This is a genomic window from Burkholderia sp. 9777_1386 (assembly GCF_015712265.1).
In the GTDB taxonomy this organism is placed as follows: Bacteria; Pseudomonadota; Gammaproteobacteria; order Burkholderiales; family Burkholderiaceae; genus Burkholderia; species Burkholderia cenocepacia.
This window is the reverse complement of record NZ_JACCQB010000001.1, coordinates 12,774-32,667: the sequence shown is the minus strand read 5'-3', so window position 1 is coordinate 32,667 and position 19,894 is coordinate 12,774. Positions and strand designations below refer to the sequence as shown.

Genomic DNA, 19,894 nt, shown 5'->3' with positions numbered 1-19,894 from the left:
ATCAGCCGACGTTGATCGACTGCCCGACATGCAGCACGTTCGGCGCCGACGCCAGGCCCGGATTCAGCTGCAGGATCTCGTTCAGCGCGCGCGCATCCTGCTGGTCGCGCGTCATCGCGTTGCGGTCGTGCTGCGACACGTGCGCGGCGTTGAGCAGCGACTGGCGATGCGCGTCGGCGATCACCCACAGCGAATCGCCGGCCACGACGATGGTCGGCTGCGCGGCCGACGACGGCGGCGCGGCGGGCTGAGCGGGCGCCGTAGTGCCCGTCGTGCCGGTCCCGGGTGGTTGCGTTGCGGTAGTGCCCGGCGCGAGGCCGGCCGTCGGCGCGCCGACGGTCGGTTGCGATGGCTGGTGTGATGGCGATGCCGGCGTCGACTGCGGCTTGTGCGGCGACGAGCCCGAGCCGCCCGACGGCGGGCCGAAGAACAGGTTCTGCAATTGCGTGAAGCCCCAGATTCCGATCGGCACGAGGATCAGCGCGGTCGGGTATTTCCTGACCCAGCGCGTCGCGTTCGGGAAATGCGTGTTCAGGCGCGCGCCGAGCAGCATCAACGTCGACGTCGCGGCCGTTGCCGCGAGCCCGTAGTGACCTTTGTCGTATTGCGCGATCGAGCCCGCGACGCCGCTCGCGACGCCGACGAAATCCGACGTCGAGTCGATCAGGCGCACGACGCGGCTGCGCTTGTCCGCGTTCACGCGGTGCGCGCTCACCGCATAGACGAGGCCTGAATACGTCGCGGCGAGCGCCGCGCTCGCGGTCGTCAGCGCGCCCGCGACGGTCGGCGTGGTCATCAGCCCGTGCACGCCGACGGCGATCGTCCCCGAATAGCCGACGATCGCGCTGCCGCGTCCGACGAGGCCGAGCAGCCGGCGGGAATTGCCGTGATGCAGTTGCGCGAGCGACGTGCCGCCGACCATGCCCTGCATGTTCGCGAGCAGGTCGACCGACAGTTCCCTGATCTGCGCGGCCGCATCGTCGAAGCCGATGAGCCCCTGGCGATGCATGTCGACCAGGTGGGTCGCCTTCACGCGGGTTTCGTTCGTCAGCAGGTCGAGCTGTTGGAGCCGCGCCGGGTTGTAGCCGTGTACCGGCGCGGTCAGCTGCTGCGCAAGCGAGCGCTGCAGGCGGTCGAGCACGTCGTGCACCGCGCGCGGATCGCCGCTTTGCAGGCTCTGCACCGCGCCCTGGTGCATCGCGCCGAACACGCGGCCTGCACGCGCGCCGACGAACAGTGCGGTGTTCGCGTGGGTCAGCGCATCCGAACTCATCACGGTCATGCCGTTGAACACGTTCAGCGCGACGAGCGAGCTGGCGCCGGCCACCGTGCCGCCGAATCCCAGCGACCACGCCCAGTCGCGCTTGCCGAACGACGGGCGGTGGACGCGCAGCGCATTGAGCTGCGCGAGCGCGGCTTCCTGCGGGTTGCCGAGCTGGTGGCTCGGCTGCGCGGCGATGTCGCGGTTCACGAGGACGGGCTTGGTCTCGTCGATCGCGAGCTTCGGATCGGCGGCCACCGCGCGCCAGAACGCGGTGCTCGATGCATTCGGGTTCGCATGCGCACCGATCTTGCGTTCGGTAGCGGGCTGGCCGTACTGGTTCAGCCAGCGCTTGCCGGCATCGCGTGCGCGCAGCTCCGCCCGGTTGGCGGGTGCGGTGCTGTTCCAGTAGTTCTCCTGCGCATAAGTGATCGTCGCCTGCCGTGCGCGGTCCATCAGCGCGGTCGTATGGCCTTCGTACAGGCCGGCGCGCAATTGCGCGAGCTCGTCGGGTGTCATCTTGTTCGCGACGCCGACGCGTTCGACTTCGGCGAACAGCACCTGATGCTGGTTCGCGAGCGTTTGCGCGCCGACCCGTTCGAACACGCGCGTGAGCGCATCGGCGCCGTGCAGGCGCGCGAGTTTGTCGGGTGCATGCAGCTTGTAGTCGACGAGCGTGCGGGCGAGGGCGGCGGTCAGATCCTGATTCGCGACGAAGTCCGCGCCATGCGTCGCATACGACAGCCCGAGATGAACCCAGTCGAGTTCCTTGCGGTCGAGCACGGCCTCGACGAGCTTCAGGTGGCCGTCGCCGGGCGCCGGTTCGAGTACGGCGTCCCAGCCGTGGAACGTCACCATCACATGCGGCGCGGTTTTGCCGGTGTGCTGCCGCGCCCACGTTTCGAGCGCGTCGAACGTGCGCACGTAGTCGTGGTACGCATCGTTGGTGCCGGCCAGCGTGCGCTGGTCCTCGGCCGACACGAGCGCGCGCGACGGCGCGGTTTCGAGGCGCAGCACGAAGCCGCCTTCGGACGCCGCATCGAGCCATTTGAACAGGTGGTCGAGGTCGTCGAGTTCGAGATGGCGGCCCGTGCCGACGATGTCGATCCGCGCGTTCGCTTCGTCGAACTGCGCGTTGTCGAGCTTGCCGAGTTCGCGCACGCGGCGGATGAACGCGGGGTCGTGTTTCCGGCCGAGCGCGGCGGCCAGCGAATACGGATCGACCGCGACCGATACGACCGGCATCGCCCCGCCATAACGCTTCACGAGCGCGAGCATTTCGGCGGGGTCGTCGCGCAACGTGAAGCCGCGCGCCATCAGCGCGAGGCGATCCTGGAGCTCGGCCTTCGCGCGGGCATAGGCCTGCAACGCGTGCCGGTCCGCGGCGCGTGCGATCGACAGATAGGTGATCGCGCGCTTCGCATGGCGCGACACCAGGTTCGCCGCATGGTCGGGTCGCGACAGCGGGCCGCGCCACGGCATGCTCGACACATCGCGCGCGAGCCGCAACGGGATGCCGAGCGCCTTCATCATCACGCTGTCGGCCATCATGACCTGGCGTGTCGCGCCGAGGTCGAGCGGCTCGCCGGTGCGGCCCGCGAACGCCTTCACGCGCTCGTGCTCCGGGAACCAGTCGTCGAGCTTCGCCTTGCCGAAGCGGAGGATCCATTCGGCGACCGTCGCGCTCGTCAGGCCCGGCTGATAGGTCTTGATGCTGAACGGCTTGCCGGCCGGCGCGGCGTGCGGCGCCGGCGACGCGGCCGGTGCGGGCGCCGCCGGCGCGTTCCGGCTGCCTTTCTTGCCCTTGCCGCGCGCAGCCTTGTTCGGTTTCGCGGGCGGATTGGCGGACGCCGTGCCGGACGCGGGATCGCCGGCAAGTGTGGCCTGCTGGTGCTTCGCGGCCGCCAGTTCGGCCGCGATGCGGCGCCGCAGTTCGCCGAACGGCGCGGACGATTCCGCGGCGGCCTTCTGCAACTGCTTGTCGAGTTCCGCTTGTTTCAGCGCATAGGCCGCGACCTGCGTTGGCTTCGTGCGTGCATCGAATTCCGCCGGGTCGAGCCGCGTCACGAGAAAGTGCCGGTCCGAGCCGTCCGGACCGCCGCCGATCTTGGTCCTGTCGAGATCGACGCCGGGCTTGCGCTCGTCGGCGAAATGCGCGGCATCGTCGAACCATTGCAACGTGCCGTCGCGGGTCGCGAGGAGGCCGTCAGGCTGATGCAGCGTGTCGATCAGCGCGCCTTCCGTGCCGTAGACGTAGATGAAGTATTCCGGGCCGACCTGGCCGAGATCGATCACGCGCCGCAGGTGCAGCGTGTTCGCGCCGTTGAAATCGTGCACGTCGTCAGCCGATTTCGGCAGCAGGTTCGGCGCGACCCACGGGTTGGCGAGCGATGTCGCGCCGGCCGGCGGCTTGCCTCTCGACTGAAGCTTGCCGAGCCGGCGCTGCACGCGGTCGCTCGTTTTCATCGACGGCGGCTTTTGCTCGGCGATCGGTAACGCCCGCTCGGCCGGCGCGAATCCGCCATAGCGGGATACCACCGATTCTGGCAGCGACGACGGGACGAACACGACGCCGCGCCGTCCGTCGGGCAGGCCGCGGGCGCGGCGGCGGAATGCGGCGCCAAGATCCTGTTCGGCGATCGATGCATCGCCGACCGAGGTTTTCTCGTGATACGCCCAGCCGCTGCCGCCTTGCTTGGGCACGGCGTAGCCGAGCACCTTGCCGGTTTTCCGGTCGACCGCGAAGATCGTCGTGCTGTCGTCGGCGACCTTCGCGGCCGCCTTGGGCCGCTTGAATTGCGGCGCGCCGGCGAGTTTGCCGATCTGCTCGACGACCTCCTGCGCAGGCGCGTCGCCGGAAGGCTCGGCATTCCATACGCGTTTCGAGTCGACGGCTTCGATCTTCGCCGCGCCGCCGAATTGCCGCAGCTCGTCGAGCGACACCGGCGACAGGTAGAAGTCGAATTGCGCACGCGCTTCATGCGGCGTCGCGCTGCCGCTGCGCTTGCGCGGACGCATGCCCGGATAGAGCGCGTCGCGCAAGTCGTGCGACGGCGCGCCGCCCGGATCGATCGATTCGACCTGACCGGGCTGACCATGCGCATCGGTCGTCAGGCTCGCGACGAATTCGGGTTGCGGATGCGTGCCGTCGTCCGCCGGCCGGTCGGCGTGCTTCGCGATCAGCACGTGGGCGTTGGGGCCCGCGTATTGCGCGAGGTCGCGGATGTCGGCCAGTTGCGTGCCGTCGATGCGCTTCAGATCGCGCTTGCCGTGCGCGTCGAGCCAGTCGGCCGCGCGGGCCTCGGGCGCAAGCACGGGGGCGGCCGGCAGGAACGACGACGGGTCCATCGGCCACATCATCATCGACGGCATCGTCCGCGGCATGGCGCCGGCTCGCCCGGCCTCGCCGTCGCGCCGCGCCTGCTCGGCCTGCGTGCGGTACAGCGCCCGATAGACGGGGTTGCCGGGCAGCGACGTCTGCACGTTGCCGAACGCGTCGGCGAGGCGCGCGAGGCCGGCCGCGTCGCCCGGCATCACATGGTCGGCTTCGCGCGCGATCGCGTCGGGCAGTACCGCGTGCGCGGCGATGTCGATGCCGGTCGATTCGAGGATCTGCTTGCGCACCGCGAACGCGTTGGCCTGCGCGCGCGCCTCGGCGCGCAGCGCGCTTTCTGCGTACGCGTCGGGGCTGCTGGTGTCGAGGTCGAGCCGGTTCGTTGCCACGTCGACCGCATGACCGACCTCGTGGGCGAGCACGTAGACGATCGTGCCGGCGTTGCGCAGGCCGCCGTCGATCACGATCCGGCGCTGTTCGGCATCGACCTTGCTGCCGGCGCCCGCGCGGCCCTGCACGATCTCCCAGCGGCCGGGGTTCAGCAGCCGCAGTTGCGCGGCGAGCAGGCTCGACTGGTCGGCCAGCGCGTACGCGGCGTCGGGTAGCGGCGCGCCGCCGAACCACGTCCGGATCCGCGTGAAGCGCGACGGTTTCTGCACGAACGCGCCGTCCGGCAGCGATTCGCTGATCAGCGGGTGCGCGAGTTCGACGTGGCCGCTGGCGATGCCGCGTTCGAGCGGCTGGATGACGGCGTCGATCATCCCGGGCGTGCGGTTGGTTGCCGGGTCCGGATGCGGGATCAGGACGGACGGGTCGCTGAAGTGGAACTCGCCGTTCGCATCGAACAGGCCCTCGAAATCGAACGACAGGCCGTGCCGCGCGGCCAGCTCGCGCATCGCGGCGAGCTGGCGCATCGATTCGCGCGTCACGCGCTTCGGCAGGATGCCGTGCATCACGTCGAGGCTGCCGAGTTCGGCCAGCGGGCTGTACAGCACCGCGACGCGCCCGTGGTACGTGAACGGCCCGTCGACCGTGACCGTGCGCATGCCGAGCTGCGTCAACTGCTCGAGCCCGCGCTTTTCGTGGGCGAGCATCGTGCGGGCCTTGTCGCCGCTGGCGTCGAACACGCCGATCGCGTTGCGCTTGCCGAGTTCGAATACCGCCTTCGCGGTGCCCGCGCCGAGGAACGGGCCGAGCAGCGCATCGGGATCGACGCGCCGCGACGGATCGCCGGCGACGTGCAGCCCGTGTTCGTCGACGGCGAGCGCGCCCGCGTCGATCCGTTCGCGCGGCGACGGCGTGTAGCGCGTCCATGCGCGCGGGCCGCCGAACTGCATGCGCTGCGTGCCGTCGCCGCGCGGTTCGCCGAGCGTGCGGACCGTGCCGCTGTCGGGCACGTAGATCGTGCGTTGCCACAGGTTCGCGAGCCACGCGGCGTGTGCGGCCCCGCCTTCGCCCGCGAGCACGATGGGGGCGCCGGCCCGGGCGGGCGTGAACGCATGGCGATGGTCGATCGAATAGTCGACCGGCGTGGCGGGGTTGCCACGTGCGTCCAGCAGGCCGCCGGCTGCGTCGGTTCGCGCATGGACGAGCGTCAGCGGTTCGCCGTTCGCATAGGACACCGGACCGTGGCGCGAGAAGGACAGTGTCGGCGAGCCTCCGCCGAACCAGCGGCGCGGAAACGGCGATGCACGGTCCGCGTGCGCGTGGCTCCACTGCGCCTGTTCGTCGAGCGTGCGCGGCAGCCGTGCGCCGCCGCTGCCGCCGGACGATTCGGCCGTGTGCGGCGCGGGCATGCGCAGCGCTGCGTTGCCCGGCTGCTGCTGGCGGTCCCATGTGCTGCCGTAGAACGCACGGTAGTGTTCGCCGTCGCGGCCGGATACGGGGGCATTGCCGAATGCGTCGGCGAGGCGCGCGAGGCCGGCGTCGTCGCCCGGCATCACGTGATCGGCTTCGCGCGCGATCGCATCGGGCAGCACCGCGTGCTCGGCGATGTCGACGCCGGTCGATTCGAGGATCTGCTTGCGCACCGCGAACGCGTTGGCCTGCGCGCGCGCTTCGGCGAGCAGCGTGCTTTGCACGTACGCTTCCGGGCTGCTGGTATCGACGCCGAGCCGGTCGTTCGACACGTCGGCCGCGTGGCCGGCTTCGTGCGCGAGCGTGTAGACGAGCGTGCCGGTGCCGCGCAGGCCGCCGTCGACCACGATCCGGCGCTGCTCGACGTCGGTGCGGCTGCCGCGGCCCGCGCGGCCCCACACGACCTGCCAGCCATCCGATTTCAGCAGGCGCAACTGGTCGGCGAGGAGGCTCGACCGGCCGGCGAGCGCATAGGCGGCGTCGGGCAGCGGCGCGCCGCCGAACCACATCCGGATCCGCGTGAAGCGCGACGGCTTCTGGACGAACGCGCCGTCCGGCAGCGATTCGCTGATCGCCGGATGCGCGAGCACGATGCTGCCGGTGCGGATGCCGCGCTCGAGCGGCGCGATCACGGTGTCGATTTCCTCGAGCGTGGCGTCGATTTCCTCGCGGTCATCGGTGCGGAATATCGTGGCCGGGTCGCTGAAGTAGAACTCGCCGCGCGCGTCGACCACCCCCTGAAAATCGAACACCAGGCCATCGCGCTCGACGATTTCGCGCATCGCGGCAAGCTGTTGCATCGAGTCGTGCGTGATACGTGACGGCAACGCGCCGAGCGAGATGGCACGGCTGCTGAGTTCGGCGAGCGGATGGTATAGGATCCCGATCCGGTTGCCGACCGAGAACGGGCCGTCGATGGTCAGCGTGCGCATGCCGTAGCGGCGCAGCAGGTCGAGCCCGGTGCGTTCGGTGTCGAGCGCGTCGTAATGATTCGCGAGCTGGCCGTCGCGCGGCCTCGATGGATCGACGTCGTACAGGCCGATCGCGTTGCGCTTGCCGAGTTCGAACACGCTCTTTTCGATGCCGGCGCCGAGGAACGGCCCGATCAGCGCTTGCGGGTCCAGTCGCCGTGACGGATCGCCCGCGACGTAGAGGCCGTGCGCGTCGACGGCCAGTTCGCCGTAGTCGATCCGCTCGCGCGGCGACGGCGCATAGCGGGTCCACGTGGGGACGTGGTCGAATCGCGCCTCGGGCCGCTGGCTCCCCGGGTTGCGCATGGCCGCGTCGAACGCGCGGATCGTGCCGCCGTCCGGCACGTAGACCGGCCGTTGCCAGGTGTTCGTGAGCCATGCCGCGGCCGCGTGTCCGTCGTCGGCCGCGAGGACCAGCGCGCGGCCGGTGCCGGCGCTGGTCGACGTGCCGGCGAGGAAGTGCGCGATCGAAAACGGCACGTGCTGCGCGGGGCGGCCGTGTGCGTCGAGCAGTTGGCCCGTGGCGTCGGTTCGGCCGCGAATGATCGTCACCGGTTCCTCGGTTCCCGACGACGTGCGTTCGTCCAGCATCCGCAGCGTCATCTGCCGCGGCTCGTGACGCCCGCGTTCGGCGAACGGCGAGATCGTTTCCGCATGCGCGACGCTCCACCGCACCTGTTCCTCGAGCGTGCGCGGCAGGTGCGCGCCACCGGTCCCTTCGGTCGTGTGCGGCGCCGGCATCCGGCGCGGGGCGCCGCCGTGGCGCTTCTGCTTGTCCCAGATGCCGTCGTAAAACGCCTGGTACGTCTCGCCGCGGCGGCCCGACACCGGCGCATCGGCGAACGCGTCGGCGAGCCGCTCGACCGTGCCCGCATAGTCGCTCGATGGCGACCAGCGGTCGGCCTCGTGCTGCAGCGCATCGGGCAGCGTCGTGTTCGCCGCGATGTCGCCGCCGCCCGCGAGATCGATCTCGTAGCGCGCTTCGAACGCGTTGATCTGGGCGCGCGCTTCGGCTTCGAGCGCCTTGCGCGTGAAGCGGCTGCGGCCGCTGTAGTCGAGCGAATCCAGTGTGCCGTCGATCGCCTCGACCGCATGCTTCGCCTCGTGCGCGAGCGTATAGGTGATGCTGCCCGAATCGTGCAGCGCGCCGTCGATCGTCACGCGGCGCCGCTTCGGATCGATCCGGCTGCCGCCGCCGCGCTTGCCGAGGCTCACGCGCCAGCCGGCGTCGCTCAGCATCCGCAACTGCTGCGTGAGCGTGCCCGATTGCTGCGCGAGCGCGTGGACCGCGTCCGGCAGCGGCGCGCCGCCGAAGCGCATCTGCAGCCGCGTGAACAGGCCCGGGCCGGCAAGCGACGGGTCCGCCGGCGCTTCGGTGGTGTCCGGGTGGGCGGCGGCCGGGAGCGCGTGGTCCTGGGTTCGTGCGTCCCGGGCCGGCTTGGGCGCGGCTGCCTCGCGTGCATCGTTCGCCGCTTGCGTGGGGGCGCGTTCGGCCGGCTTGACGAGCACGAGGATGCGGTTGGGCGCGCTGAATGCGCCGTCCAGCGCACGCGCCGCGCGCGCGGGCGGCTGCGGCACGGCGGCATGCGTGTCGGGGTCGGCGACGTTGCGCCGGGTCGACGCGAGCACGACGACGGTGTCGTCGTTCACGGGGCGTGGCGCGCGGCGCGCGGCGGGCGCGTCCGGATCCGCCGCAGGCGCGTCGGCTTCGACGACGCCCGCCGCGTCGGCGTGGGCCGCCTGCGCGTTCGTGCCGACGACGCGGCCGCCGGCCGCCGCGGCGTCGGGGGCGGGCAGGTAGCGCGTCAGCGGCGCATCGGCGCGCAGCGTGCCGTCGGCGTGCAGGGCATCCGGCGCGGCCGCGAATACCGGCCGCTGCCAGCGGTTCGCGAGTTCGGGGGCGACGTGCGCGTCCGCGGCATCGGCGATGACGACGATCGGTTCCGCGACGTCGGCGGGCAGCTCGCCCGCCGCGCGCGGCCGCGCGGCGTCGGGCCGGGCGGCCGCCGGGTCCTCGCCGTTGCGCACGATCAAGAGCGTGTGCTCGCCATGGTCGAGCGCCTCGACCGACGGGCCGCGCGGTACCGACACGCCGGCCGGGTCGCGCGTCGCGGGCCGGGAGGCCGGTTCGGCGTCGGTCAGGTCGATCACGCGGACCGGCGTGCGCGGCGCGACGCTGGCCGGTTCCTCGAGCGCGCCCGCGCCGGGTGCGCCGGGCGTCCGCGCGACGGCCGGATCGTGCACCGCGCGCAGGTCGCTGCTGCGGCGATTCTGCGCGGCGACATGCGAATCGGACGCGCGCGTTTCCTGCTGGTTCTCGTCGCGCGCGGCCTGCGCTTCGCTCGTGTGCTGCGCGTTGCGTGCGCTGGCGGCCGTGGTCGCGGTGGCCGTGTCGTTCGCTGCGGTGGCGCGCGCCGCGGCTTCGTTGGCGGGCGTGGTGCGCGGCGCGCTGTCGGCCGGCGGCGTGTCGTTGCTTGCCGGTTGCCGCGGGTCGTTGCGCGACGGGACGGGCGTTTTCGCGACGAGCTTCGACGGCGCGTTGATTTCGCCGTCGCTGCCGAACGACAGCCGGTCGCCCGTCTCCGTGACCGAATCGATCTTCGTGCCTTCGGTCCAGGTCTTGCCGGTCAGCTCGACGATGCTCAGTTCGCCGTTCTCGCCGAGGATCACCGACGTCCCGCGCGGCAGGTGGTTCAGGTCCTTGTTGTTGAGCGAGTCGAGCACGCGCACGGGCATGTTGTCGTAGGTGAGCACCTTGTCGCCCGCCATCAGCGTGCCGTCTTTCGCGACCTTGATGTCGACGCCGTCGAGCGACGCGCGCGTCGCGCCGAACGCGAGTTGCGACGGCTCGTTCCTGCTCAGGATCTTCTGCAGTTGCTGTCCGTCGATCGAGATGCGCTCGCCGCCTGCCGAGCGGGCGACCACCGGTCGGCCGGTGACGCGCACCGTCGCGTTGACCACGCGGTCCCGCACGCCGCCCGCGCCCATCAGCGCGACGTTCGTGAAGCCGGACTTGAGCGCGTCCCAGCCGTGCTCGCGGTCCCCGTGCGCGAAGTCGACAGCGGCTTCGACGAAGCTTTCGCCGGCGGCGCCGAGGCCGGTGGCGAGCGAGGTGCCGCGCACGATCGCGGTGCTGATTCGCGCGGCCCTCGCCGAGCGCAGCGCGGTGACCGTCCTGGCGAAGACTTCCGAGCCCGCGAATTTCGCCGCGCCGGCCGCGCCCATCGGTACGAGGTTGAGCCAGTCGCCGCGCGCGCCGGCGTCGGTGAACGGATTGATGCTCTGGTTGTGTTCCCAGCGCGAGCCGATATCGAGCGCGGATTTCGTCATGCTCGAGCCGATCGCCGTATCCATCATCAGCCCGCCCGCGAAGTTCAGCGCGCCGCCGGCGAACACGCCGACGCCCGTTGCGTCGAGCAGCACGCCGGCGCCTTCCATCAGCAGCCCGAGGCCCATCATCCCGAGGTTCACCTTGCCGCCGGTCAGCGTGTTCAGCGCGCTGTCGAACCAGTCGTCGTGATGCGCGGTCTTCTGCTGGAACTGCGCGTGCCCGTTGTCGTCGTAGCCGGTCACGAGATCGAGCGTGCCGCTCGACGCAAGCTGGTTGTTGTCGAGGTAGTCGCCGATGTTGTCGTAATTCGCCGACGTGTCGTCGACGTACTGGACGTGGCCCTTGCTGTCGGTGACCTTGAAGAGCGCGCTCGTTACCATCCCGGCCGTCTTGTCCGAGTAGATCAGCGGCAGGATGTTGACCTGCGTGCCGCTGCCGCCGCCGAGCTCGAGGATTTCGCCGCGCACCTTGTTGATCGTGTCGAGCTTTTCGTTGTCGGTGTAGCGCACCGAGTCGTCGTTGACCGGCGCGGTGGGCGTGCCCGTGTCCGCCGACGGCTGCACGTCGGGCGGGAGGCCGATCGCGGTGCCGATCAGGTTGCGCTGCTCGTTGTCGGTCAGCTTGCCGAAATCGATCGTCGCGGCCTTGTTCGTGCTCGCGCCCGCCTGGTCGAGCAGCGATTGCGACAGCTCGCCCTGGTGCGCGCGGAAGAAGCCGTCGAGCGCCTTCGAATAGGCATCCTTGTCGTCCTGGCTCTGCGGGTTGCGCAGGTTCTCGGCGAGGCTCGCATCGAACTGGTCGAGCAGCACCTGCTGACGCGACATCTCGGTCAGCAACTGCAGCTTGTTGATGGTCGCGTCGGCCTGCTGCAGGTTGTTGCGCGCCTCGTCGAGCCGATCCTGGTACGGATTCGGCCGCCGCGGCGTGGGCATCGGGATCTCGTCGCCGTTCACCTCGCGCATGCGCACCGGCGTCGGGTGGTTCGCGTACCAGTCGTCGTAGGTTTTCTGCATGTCCGCGAGCTTGCCCTTCAGCACGCCTTCCTGCGTCTTCGCGTTCGCCAGCTGGAATTTCGCGGCCGCGTCGTTGAACGTGTTGGACAGGCGGCCGTCGGCCGCGCGCAGCGCGCCCGCGACGACATGGAGCTTTTTCGCGTCGAGGGCGGTCTGGCCGGTCGCGGTGGTCGGCACGGACGTGTTCGAGCCGGGCGGCTGCAGCACGAACGACGGATTCGTGAACAGCGTCGTGGGCGGGAGCGACGTCGATAGCGCGGCGGGCGGCGCCGACGTGCTCAACGACGACGACGGTGTCGGCGTCTGGGTCGTCGACGGCGCCGGGGAACTCGCGGTGCTCGATGGGCTCGGCAGCGACGTGCTGAGCGACGGCGACGGCTGCGCCGACGGGGACGGCGGCGTCGTGGACGGCGGTGGATTCGTCGACAGCGTCGGTGTCGGGTTCTGCAGCACGAACGGCACCTTCGGCTTGAGCTGCGCATCGATCTGCGCGCCGGCGTCGTCATACTGCTGCGCGAGCGTCTGGCCGTACGCGACGACGAATCCGTCGTGCGCGAGGCTGGCCTTCTGCTTCGCCTGTGCGAGCGCATCGGACGCGGCGGCGAGGTCGGCGTCGACGGTCGGATGCGGGTCCAGCGAGCGCGGATTCGCGGTATGCCAGTCGTCGGATGCCGATTTCGCGGTGTCGTACTTGGTCTGCAAGTCGTCGACGGTCAACTGCGCGCCGAGCATCTGCATGTAGCTGCCGCTCGTGTTCGCCTGCGTCGTCGCGCGATCGAGCGCGGCCTTGTCGTCTTTCGTCGCGCCGGGCGTCGAGCCGATCAGGCACGCGCTGTCGGCGTCGTATTTCTGCTGCAATGTCGTGACCTGCTGCGCGTCGAGCGATGCCGCATAGGCCGCGTTCGAGTAATTGGCGATCTTCGCGGCCTGCGCGATATTGGCCTGCAGCGCGTTCATGTCGACGTTGCCGTTCGCGTCGGCGGGCGGCGGATCGGGCAGGTCGACCTGCAATTGCAGCGGCTCGAGCGCCTCGTTCAGCTTGCCGACGCCGGTATCGATCGCATCCTTGTAGGCAGGGTCGGCCATGTACGACTGGAATTGCGTATAGGCGAGATTCGCGTTGCTGACGTCCGCCCAGTACTTCGCCTGCGCCGTGACCGCGGTCGACGTCGCCGACTGCCAGTCGTCGTAGGCCTGGACCTGGGCGGGCGTCTTGCAATCGCCCTGCTGCGGGATGAAGTTCGGATTCGCCTTGATCTGGTCGGGAAACAGTTTCTGCAGCGCGGCGAGCTTCGCATCGGCCTGCTGCTGCGCGGGCCCCTCGATTTTGTCGTTGCTCGGGTCGGCGCTGTACTGGTCGGCTTTCGCCTGTTCGCCGTACAGGATCCGGTAGCCGGCGTCGGTCGTGACGTCGAGTTCGCGTTGCGCGGTGGCGGCCGCGTCGTGCGCCTTCGTGTAGTTGTCGCGCGCGGCCTTGCGCTCGTCGGGTGTCGCTTCAGGGTCGCGGTTCGTCATCCGCAGCACGCCCTGCGCGCCTTGCAGCGTGTGTTGCGCGTCGTCGTACCTGGTCTGCGCGTCCTGGATCACGCGCTGGACGGCTTGCGTCGTGTCATTGTCGACGGTGATCTCGGGCGGCGCGACGCGATACTGGTCGGCCATGTTCCGGAGCAGCGCGGTGGCCGACGCGATTTCGGCATTGGTCGGCTTGGACGGATCGGTGCCGAGGTCGGCCTGCACGGGAATCGGCGGCACGGTGGTCGGGTTCACCGGGTTGGCCGGGCCGTTGTTCGGGCCGTCGTTGGACGTACCGTCCGTATTGCGCGGCGGTTTCGGGGCGAGGTCGGGATCCAGCGTTTGCGACAGGAAACGCTGCCAGTTCAACCCCAAACCCATTCCATCGATGGACAACATGCAAGGCTCCCGTCAGGCGCGGCCGTACGCAGGGTGCACGCCGCCAGCGCCGCATGGCGCGATTTCGAGTGTACGGAAGCGGTTGGGGCAGGCACGGGGGCGATTCGTAGCGTGCGACGAGGGCGAGACGAACGGTCCGGGGATCGCTACGAGACGCGATCATGCACCGATAGTGCGCGGGACCCGACGCGGGGCGATGAGGCGGTTTGCGCATCGATTCGGGCGAGGGCGTGTGTTACAGCTGGCTTTCGGTGGTGGATGCTGTCTTACCGTTTGCTTTCCGTTTTTTTGATCAGGTATGCGAAGTAATGGGTGGTGGTGGGGGTGTTGTGGGGTCGTGCTGTCTGCCCGGAAGCGGGCGAGAGAGTGCAGCGACACGAGTGCGTCGAATCGATATCGATGGGAGGGGGAACAGGAACCGATACAGCGGGTGATTCGCTTTCGCGGCGGGCCAATAGCTGGCCACTATCTGGCTAGGTCGCGTCGACCTCTGGTGGGCCGCGGTCGACTTGCTGGAGCATGCGGTCGACGTGTAATTCGCCGAGTGCTATGTCACACCGAGGACGGACAACGCACCGGCCGGGGAAGCGGCGCGCTTCCTTCATTCCGTTCGGTCACCGTTGGGAAATTGTTACGTGACAACTTCAGATCATCATGGATCGACGACTTTATATACTGAATATGAGCCCCGCCTCCCCGAGGCGAATCTTCGATTCGCATACCCTGAAATACCGGCCTGCCAGCGCAGTCGTCCGCTCCGCCACTCGACGATCCGCAAGCGTCCGGCAAAACGCCTATAATGATTGGGCAAATTGCCGGAGAGAGGTCATGAGCACCATCGCTTTTCATCCTTCGGGCGTCGCTCATCCGCGGCAGGCCGAATTCACGATTCTCGAGCAGCTGCTGGCGATCCGCGTCCGTTCGGGCGCCGATCTGGCCGAGCTGGCGAGCGCGCGCGTCGACGTGTCGGTGATCGACCGGCTGTCCGAGCGCGGGCTGAAATCGGACGAGCTGGCGTTCATCATTCCGCGCCGCACGCTGAGCCATCGTCGCCAGGCGCACGAACGCCTGTCGCCGGAAGAGTCCGACAAGGCGATCCGCCTCGCGCGCATCGTCGCGCAGGCGACGGCCACGTTCGGCGATCAGGACAAGGCGATGGCGTGGCTGCGCAACGGGCTTCAGCGCTTCGGCGGCCGCACGTCGCTCGACATGGCGAGCACCGAGCATGGCGCGCGGCTCGTCGAAGAGGCCCTCACGCAGATCGACGAGGGGTACTTCGCTTGACGACGCTGTGGCGGATCAGCAATTACGCCGATCTGAAAGGCATCGGCGGGTTGCGGGCCGGCGGCCGCTGGCATTTCGCCGGGCAACCCGTCGTGTATCTCGCCGAGCATCCGGCGCTCGCGTTGCTCGAGACGCTCGTTCATTTCGAAATCGCCACCGTCGCGCAATTGCCGAGCGCGTACCAGTTGCTGCGGATCGAGGTGCCCGATTCGGTGGACGTCGCCGAAATCGCCGAAGGCGATGCGCCGGACGACTGGCGAACGAACGTCGACTGGACGCGTAGCGCCGGCACCGAGTGGCTGCACACGCAGCCGAGCGCGCTGCTGCGCGTGCCGAGCGTCGTCGTGCCGCACGCCCACAACTTCCTGTTGAATCCGCTGCATCCGGCCGCGTCCGACATCCGCATCGTGGAAGTGATGCAATCACCGTACGACACGCGAATTCTGCGGCTGGTCCAGTCGAAGCCGGGCGAATAGCGAGCCGGCGGAACACGGTTCGCGCCGGCGGCGCGCGATCAGCGTTCGTGGGCAGCGCGATCCGCGGCCGCATCGGGCGGCAGCGTCTGCCGGATACGCGTGACCGTTCGCATGCTGGCGAGGCCGAGCATCGCCGTGACGTCGGCATGCGCGTGACCGGCGAGCAACTGGCGGCGCGCATAGGTATTGCGCAGTACGCGCGGGCTCATGTCCGCTGCGTGAAAGGCGATCGCGTTCAGCGCATCGCGTACGACGAGCAGCAGGAACATGTCGTTCATGGCCCCCCCGCGCGGCGCGGGAAACAGCAGCACCGACGGCGGCGCGTCGGTCGAGCGCGCGCGCCATGCGGCGAGCGGCGCCACCGCGAACGCGGCGAGTTCGATCCGGCGCGCCGGCCGCGCACGATCGCGCGGCACCGACAACACCGGCGGTCGCGCATCGAGTTCGGGCGCGTCGGCTGTCGCCGCACGAATTTCCGCCGACGTGATGCCGCTCGCGAGCAGCAGCGCGACGATCGCGCGATTGCGGCAGTCGGCCGGCGTGTCGTCCGCTCGGGGCTGCACATGGCGCTGCAGCGCCGCGTCGGCATCGGGCGGCAGGTAGCACGGCTCGGGCTCGCCGTCCGGCCAGGCGAGATCGCGCGTCGACCGGCCGGCCGGGTGGACCGTCCGCACGCCGGTGTCGACCAGATGCCGGCCGAGCCGGTCGATCAGCTTCGCATAGCGCACGCGCGTCGACGTGCCGGGCGCGCAGGTACGGTCGAGTTCCGCGAGGAAGGCCGCGACGTGGTCGGGCCCGAACGTGGCGAGCGACACGCGCTGCGCACTCATGTGGCGCAGGAATCGCTCGAACATCGCGACATGCTGCACGACCGAGCGCGGCGCGAACGGCCGGCGGCCGGCGCCGGTCGCGGCGGTTTCCTGCCAGACGCGAAACGCGCCGACGGGGTCGTGGATCCAGCGATTCGTGTCCATCTCCACTTTATAGCCGGACGCGGTGACGCCGGCAATCGTCCCGATGTCCGGTCGGCCGGCACGCGACGCAACGGGCGCGTCAGTGCGCGTGACGCGTGTCGTCGATGCCGTCGTTGTTCATCGTCAGGTAGACGAGCACGAGCAGCAGCGTGATGAAGAACCGGAACGCGTCCGGCACGCCGTTCCATTGCTTCGACATCCACATCCCGAACCATTCGCCGCCGACCGACATGAACGCGACCTGCCACGTGAGGAAGCCGAGCGTCAGGCCGGCGATCGCATGGCCCTTGGCCGCGCGGAATTCCGCATCGCCGGCGCGTCGCGCGCGCAGCAGCCGTGCGCCGCCGATCCAGCACAGCACGGCCGTGAGCGTTTCCATCGAAATGATGCCGATATAGCCGGCGTGATGGACCCACGGCGTGTCGATCGCACGATACATGATCCCGTTGCCCGGGAAGGTGGTATCCATCAGGAAGACGTGGTGCACGAACGCGAAATTCGTCGCGTAGTCGGTGATGTTGCCGAATGCGACGAGCGACGCGAAAAAGGCCATGGCCAGCACCATGGCTGCCTTGGAAAGACGAATGATCATCATGGACTCCGAAGTGAACAGGCAGGCACGAGCGTGACCGCGCGGCTATATGCTGGCGTTCAGGGGCGGTACCTGCGTTAAGCGTGTCCGGCGAAGCCGGTCGAAGAGCGTGCGCGTGCACGGCGGCGCGGAGATCGGGACTGGAAAACCTGAAGCCGGTGCGGCGTCGAGGAGACGCACGCGCCGGCTGGATCGAGTGCCCGCGCCAGGAGGGAGCGGCGATTGTCGGTCGATCCGCGGGCGTCGTCAAGCGGCGCGCCGCGCGTGCGTGCCGCTGCCGTTATGCGTCGTGCGAAGGCGCCGCAGCCGCACCCGCGTGTGCCTGCCCGTTCAGCCGCGCGAGCGCGGCGAACGCCAGTTGCGTCGCGATCGCCGCGAGCGTGCCGGCCGCCATGCCGTTGCCGAGCACGATCTGCACGGGTGCGCCGAAATGGCGATACAGGTTCGGCACGAGGATCGGTGCGAGGCCGACCACCAGTGCGGCGGCGAGCGTGTACTGGTTTGCGCGCGCGTGCAGGTCGACGCTCGCGAGCAGCCGGATGCCCATCACGCCGATCATCGCGAATACGACCAGCGCGGTGCCGCCGACCACGGCGGCCGGAATCGCATACGCGAGCCGCGCGAGCGGCGCGAACAGCGCGATGACGATCAGCATCGCGCCGGCGGCGGCCGTCACGTAGCGCGAGCGCACGCCGGTCGTCTGCACGACGCCGATGTTCTCGGCGCTGGTCACGATCAGCGGCGTGCCGAACAGCGCGCCGGCCAGCGACGCGAGCGCATCGCCGCGTATCGTCTTCGGCACGTCGCGCCGGAGCGCAATCGGCTTGCCGCACGTTTCGCCGACGGCGACCGTCTGCGCGGTGGCCTCGGCCATCGAGATCGCGGTGAAAATCAGCAGCGGCAGCGCGGCCAGCACGTCGAAACGCGGCATGCCGAACGGCAGCCACACCGGATGCGTGAAGAGCGGCCCGTGCCACACGTCGGCGAGCGCGGGCATCGCGCCGAGCGCCCAGCCGAGCGTCGCGCCGGCCATCAGCCCGATCAGCACCGCGAGGCGCCCGGCCGTGCCGCGGAACGCGCCCGCGACGACGACGGTGGCGACGATCGTCGCGAGCGCGAGACCGAGCGCGCGCGGCTGCGCGAAATCGGCCGAACCGGGCTGCCCGACGACGATCGTCGCGTAGATCCGGATCAGGTTGATCGACACGAGCAGCAGCATCGCGCCGACGACGATGCGCGGAAAGAGCCGCAGGCAGCGCGTGAAGACGGGCAACAGCACCCAGTAGAACGCGCTGGCGAGCAGCGCCGCGCCAGCCGCGGTCGGCAGGCCCGATTGCGCGGCGATGCCCGCGAACAGCATCGTCGGTGCGCCGCCGGGCACCATCACGAACGGCATGCGCGCGCCGATCGGGCCGGCGCCGAGCGATTGCAGCAGCGTGCCGATGCCGCACGCGAAGAACGTCGCGCCGATCAGCTGGACCGTCAGGTCGGCCGGCAGCGCGAGCACTTTCGCGATCAGGAAGACGGCCGTGATCGGCGATGCGGCCATCGACAGCACGTGCTGCAGCCCGAACAGTGCGAGCTGCCACGCGGGCAGCCGGGCATCGACGGGCGGGGAAATCGGATCGTGCGACACGGCAGGCCCCTCGAAAACGAACGGCGACGATCGCCGGAAACCGGCGGTGAACGAAGGCTCAGGTCCGTAGCCAGGGCAACTGCGCGGCGCTGTAGCGGAACGTCTGGAACACGCTGTTCAACTGGCCGGGGCCGGTCTTGCGCGCCGCTTCGTCCGGGTATTCGGCGAACCACGGGATCACGTATTCCCAGACGACCTCGCCGGCCGGCGTCACTTCGAACAGCCGGCCCGTGGACGATTCGGTGACGTGCGTGTTGCCGTTCGGCAAGCGCTGCGCGTTGCCCATGAACGGCGTGTAGAACAGGTTCACGACGTCGTCCGCATACGACCACACGACGCGCCGCGTCGCCGGATCGATTTCCACGACGCGCGAGAACACGACGTGCGCACCGTGACGGAAATTGCCGTTGTCGAACGCGAGGATGTTGCCGTTCGGAAGCGGCACCGGCGCATGCTGGTGCGATACGACGTCGGGACCGATGTGCAGGTCGACGCGGCCGGTTGCGCGGTTCACGCCGATGATCCCCGACGTCGTGCGCAGGCTCATCAGCACGCGGCCGTCCGCATCGACCGCGAGACCGTTGACGAGCGGCCAGTGATAGCGGCCGAAGCCTGCCGCGATCGGAAAGTCCTCCGGCCGCAGATGGTCGCGTGCGTGCCATTCCCAGACGATCTGGCCGGCGCGGTTCACTTCCCGGATCACGTCCGCAAACATCACCTCGTCGTCGCCGTGCGCGGTGCCGCCCGGCACGCGCCGCGCGAAGGCCGCGTCGACCGGTTCGCACGCCGCATACAGCAGGTTGCCGTTCGGCAGCCACTGCGCGTCGTGGTGATGCGCGGGGTCCTCGTAGCGCCACACCGTTTCGCCTTGCGGCGTGACCTCGTAGAAGTCGCCGCCGTGCCACATCGACCACGGTGCGTAGCGCGATTCGGAGTGCGGATGATTGCCGTTGTAGCCGAGGTTGCCGTTCGGGAGGATGACCGCATGGCGGCCGGGGCGCACGGGCATCTTCCACTGGTGGACGACCTCGCCGTCGATGCCGACGAGATAGACGTTGCCGTCGGCGGTCTGCGGCGCGATGAGCGTATAGCCGCCTGCGGACAGCGCGGGATCGTGGGCGATGAGGCCGACGCCGCGGCGGCGCTGGGTGATCTGGTCGACGGTCGTCACTGCGGTCTCCATTCGAATCGGATACGGGGATGCAGCGGAATCTAGACGATTCGTCCGGTCAGTAAAATCGGATTATTCTTGAC

7 protein-coding genes are annotated in these 19,894 nt (G+C 69.6%); 2 read left to right on the top strand and 5 right to left on the bottom strand.

The window, feature by feature from the left end; genetic code table 11:
- Position 1: 1 nt before the first annotated feature.
- Entirely contained in the window at positions 2-13,678 is a 13,677-nt protein-coding gene (locus H0X91_RS00080; protein WP_196432688.1) for an LWXIA domain-containing protein, read from the bottom strand.
- An 828-nt stretch (positions 13,679-14,506) separates the two neighbouring features.
- On the opposite strand from H0X91_RS00080, the gene parS reads away from it, so the two are divergent.
- On the top strand, positions 14,507-14,962 hold the full coding sequence (gene parS / locus H0X91_RS00075) for a type II RES/Xre toxin-antitoxin system antitoxin (protein ID WP_006480981.1): 456 nt from the start codon (positions 14,507-14,509) through the stop codon (positions 14,960-14,962).
- Positions 14,959-15,438, top strand: coding sequence for an RES family NAD+ phosphorylase (locus H0X91_RS00070; RefSeq protein WP_034203788.1), 480 nt, complete (start codon positions 14,959-14,961; stop codon positions 15,436-15,438). Before parS ends, H0X91_RS00070 begins: the two co-directional genes overlap by 4 nt.
- 38 nt (positions 15,439-15,476) lie before the next feature.
- Here the strand turns inward: H0X91_RS00070 and H0X91_RS00065 are convergent, their stop codons facing one another.
- From H0X91_RS00065 to H0X91_RS00050, 4 genes are all read right to left on the bottom strand, one after another.
- Positions 15,477-16,412 (bottom strand): tyrosine-type recombinase/integrase, encoded by a 936-nt coding sequence (locus tag H0X91_RS00065; protein WP_196432687.1) that lies wholly within the window; start codon positions 16,410-16,412, stop codon positions 15,477-15,479.
- 79 nt (positions 16,413-16,491) lie between these two features.
- Positions 16,492-17,004, bottom strand: coding sequence for a DUF2165 family protein (locus tag H0X91_RS00060; protein WP_006483693.1), 513 nt, complete (start codon positions 17,002-17,004; stop codon positions 16,492-16,494).
- A gap of 280 nt (positions 17,005-17,284) precedes the next feature.
- On the bottom strand, positions 17,285-18,640 hold the full coding sequence (locus H0X91_RS00055) for a uracil-xanthine permease family protein (RefSeq protein WP_006483692.1): 1,356 nt from the start codon (positions 18,638-18,640) through the stop codon (positions 17,285-17,287).
- 58 nt (positions 18,641-18,698) lie between these two features.
- Positions 18,699-19,823, bottom strand: coding sequence for an aryl-sulfate sulfotransferase (locus tag H0X91_RS00050; protein ID WP_034203786.1), 1,125 nt, complete (start codon positions 19,821-19,823; stop codon positions 18,699-18,701).
- Between the last annotated feature and the right edge of the window lie 71 nt (positions 19,824-19,894).

Bases quoted from the DNA above. Each gene is read 5' to 3' on its own strand.
- H0X91_RS00050 (WP_034203786.1), bottom strand. From the start codon at position 19,823: ATGGAGACCGCAGTGACGACCGTCGACCAGATCACCCAGCGCCGCCGC.
- H0X91_RS00080 (WP_196432688.1), bottom strand. From the start codon at position 13,678: ATGTTGTCCATCGATGGAATGGGTTTGGGGTTGAACTGGCAGCGTTTC.
- H0X91_RS00060 (WP_006483693.1), bottom strand. From the start codon at position 17,004: ATGATCATTCGTCTTTCCAAGGCAGCCATGGTGCTGGCCATGGCCTTT.
- parS (WP_006480981.1), top strand. From the start codon at position 14,507: ATGAGCACCATCGCTTTTCATCCTTCGGGCGTCGCTCATCCGCGGCAG.
- H0X91_RS00065 (WP_196432687.1), bottom strand. From the start codon at position 16,412: ATGGACACGAATCGCTGGATCCACGACCCCGTCGGCGCGTTTCGCGTC.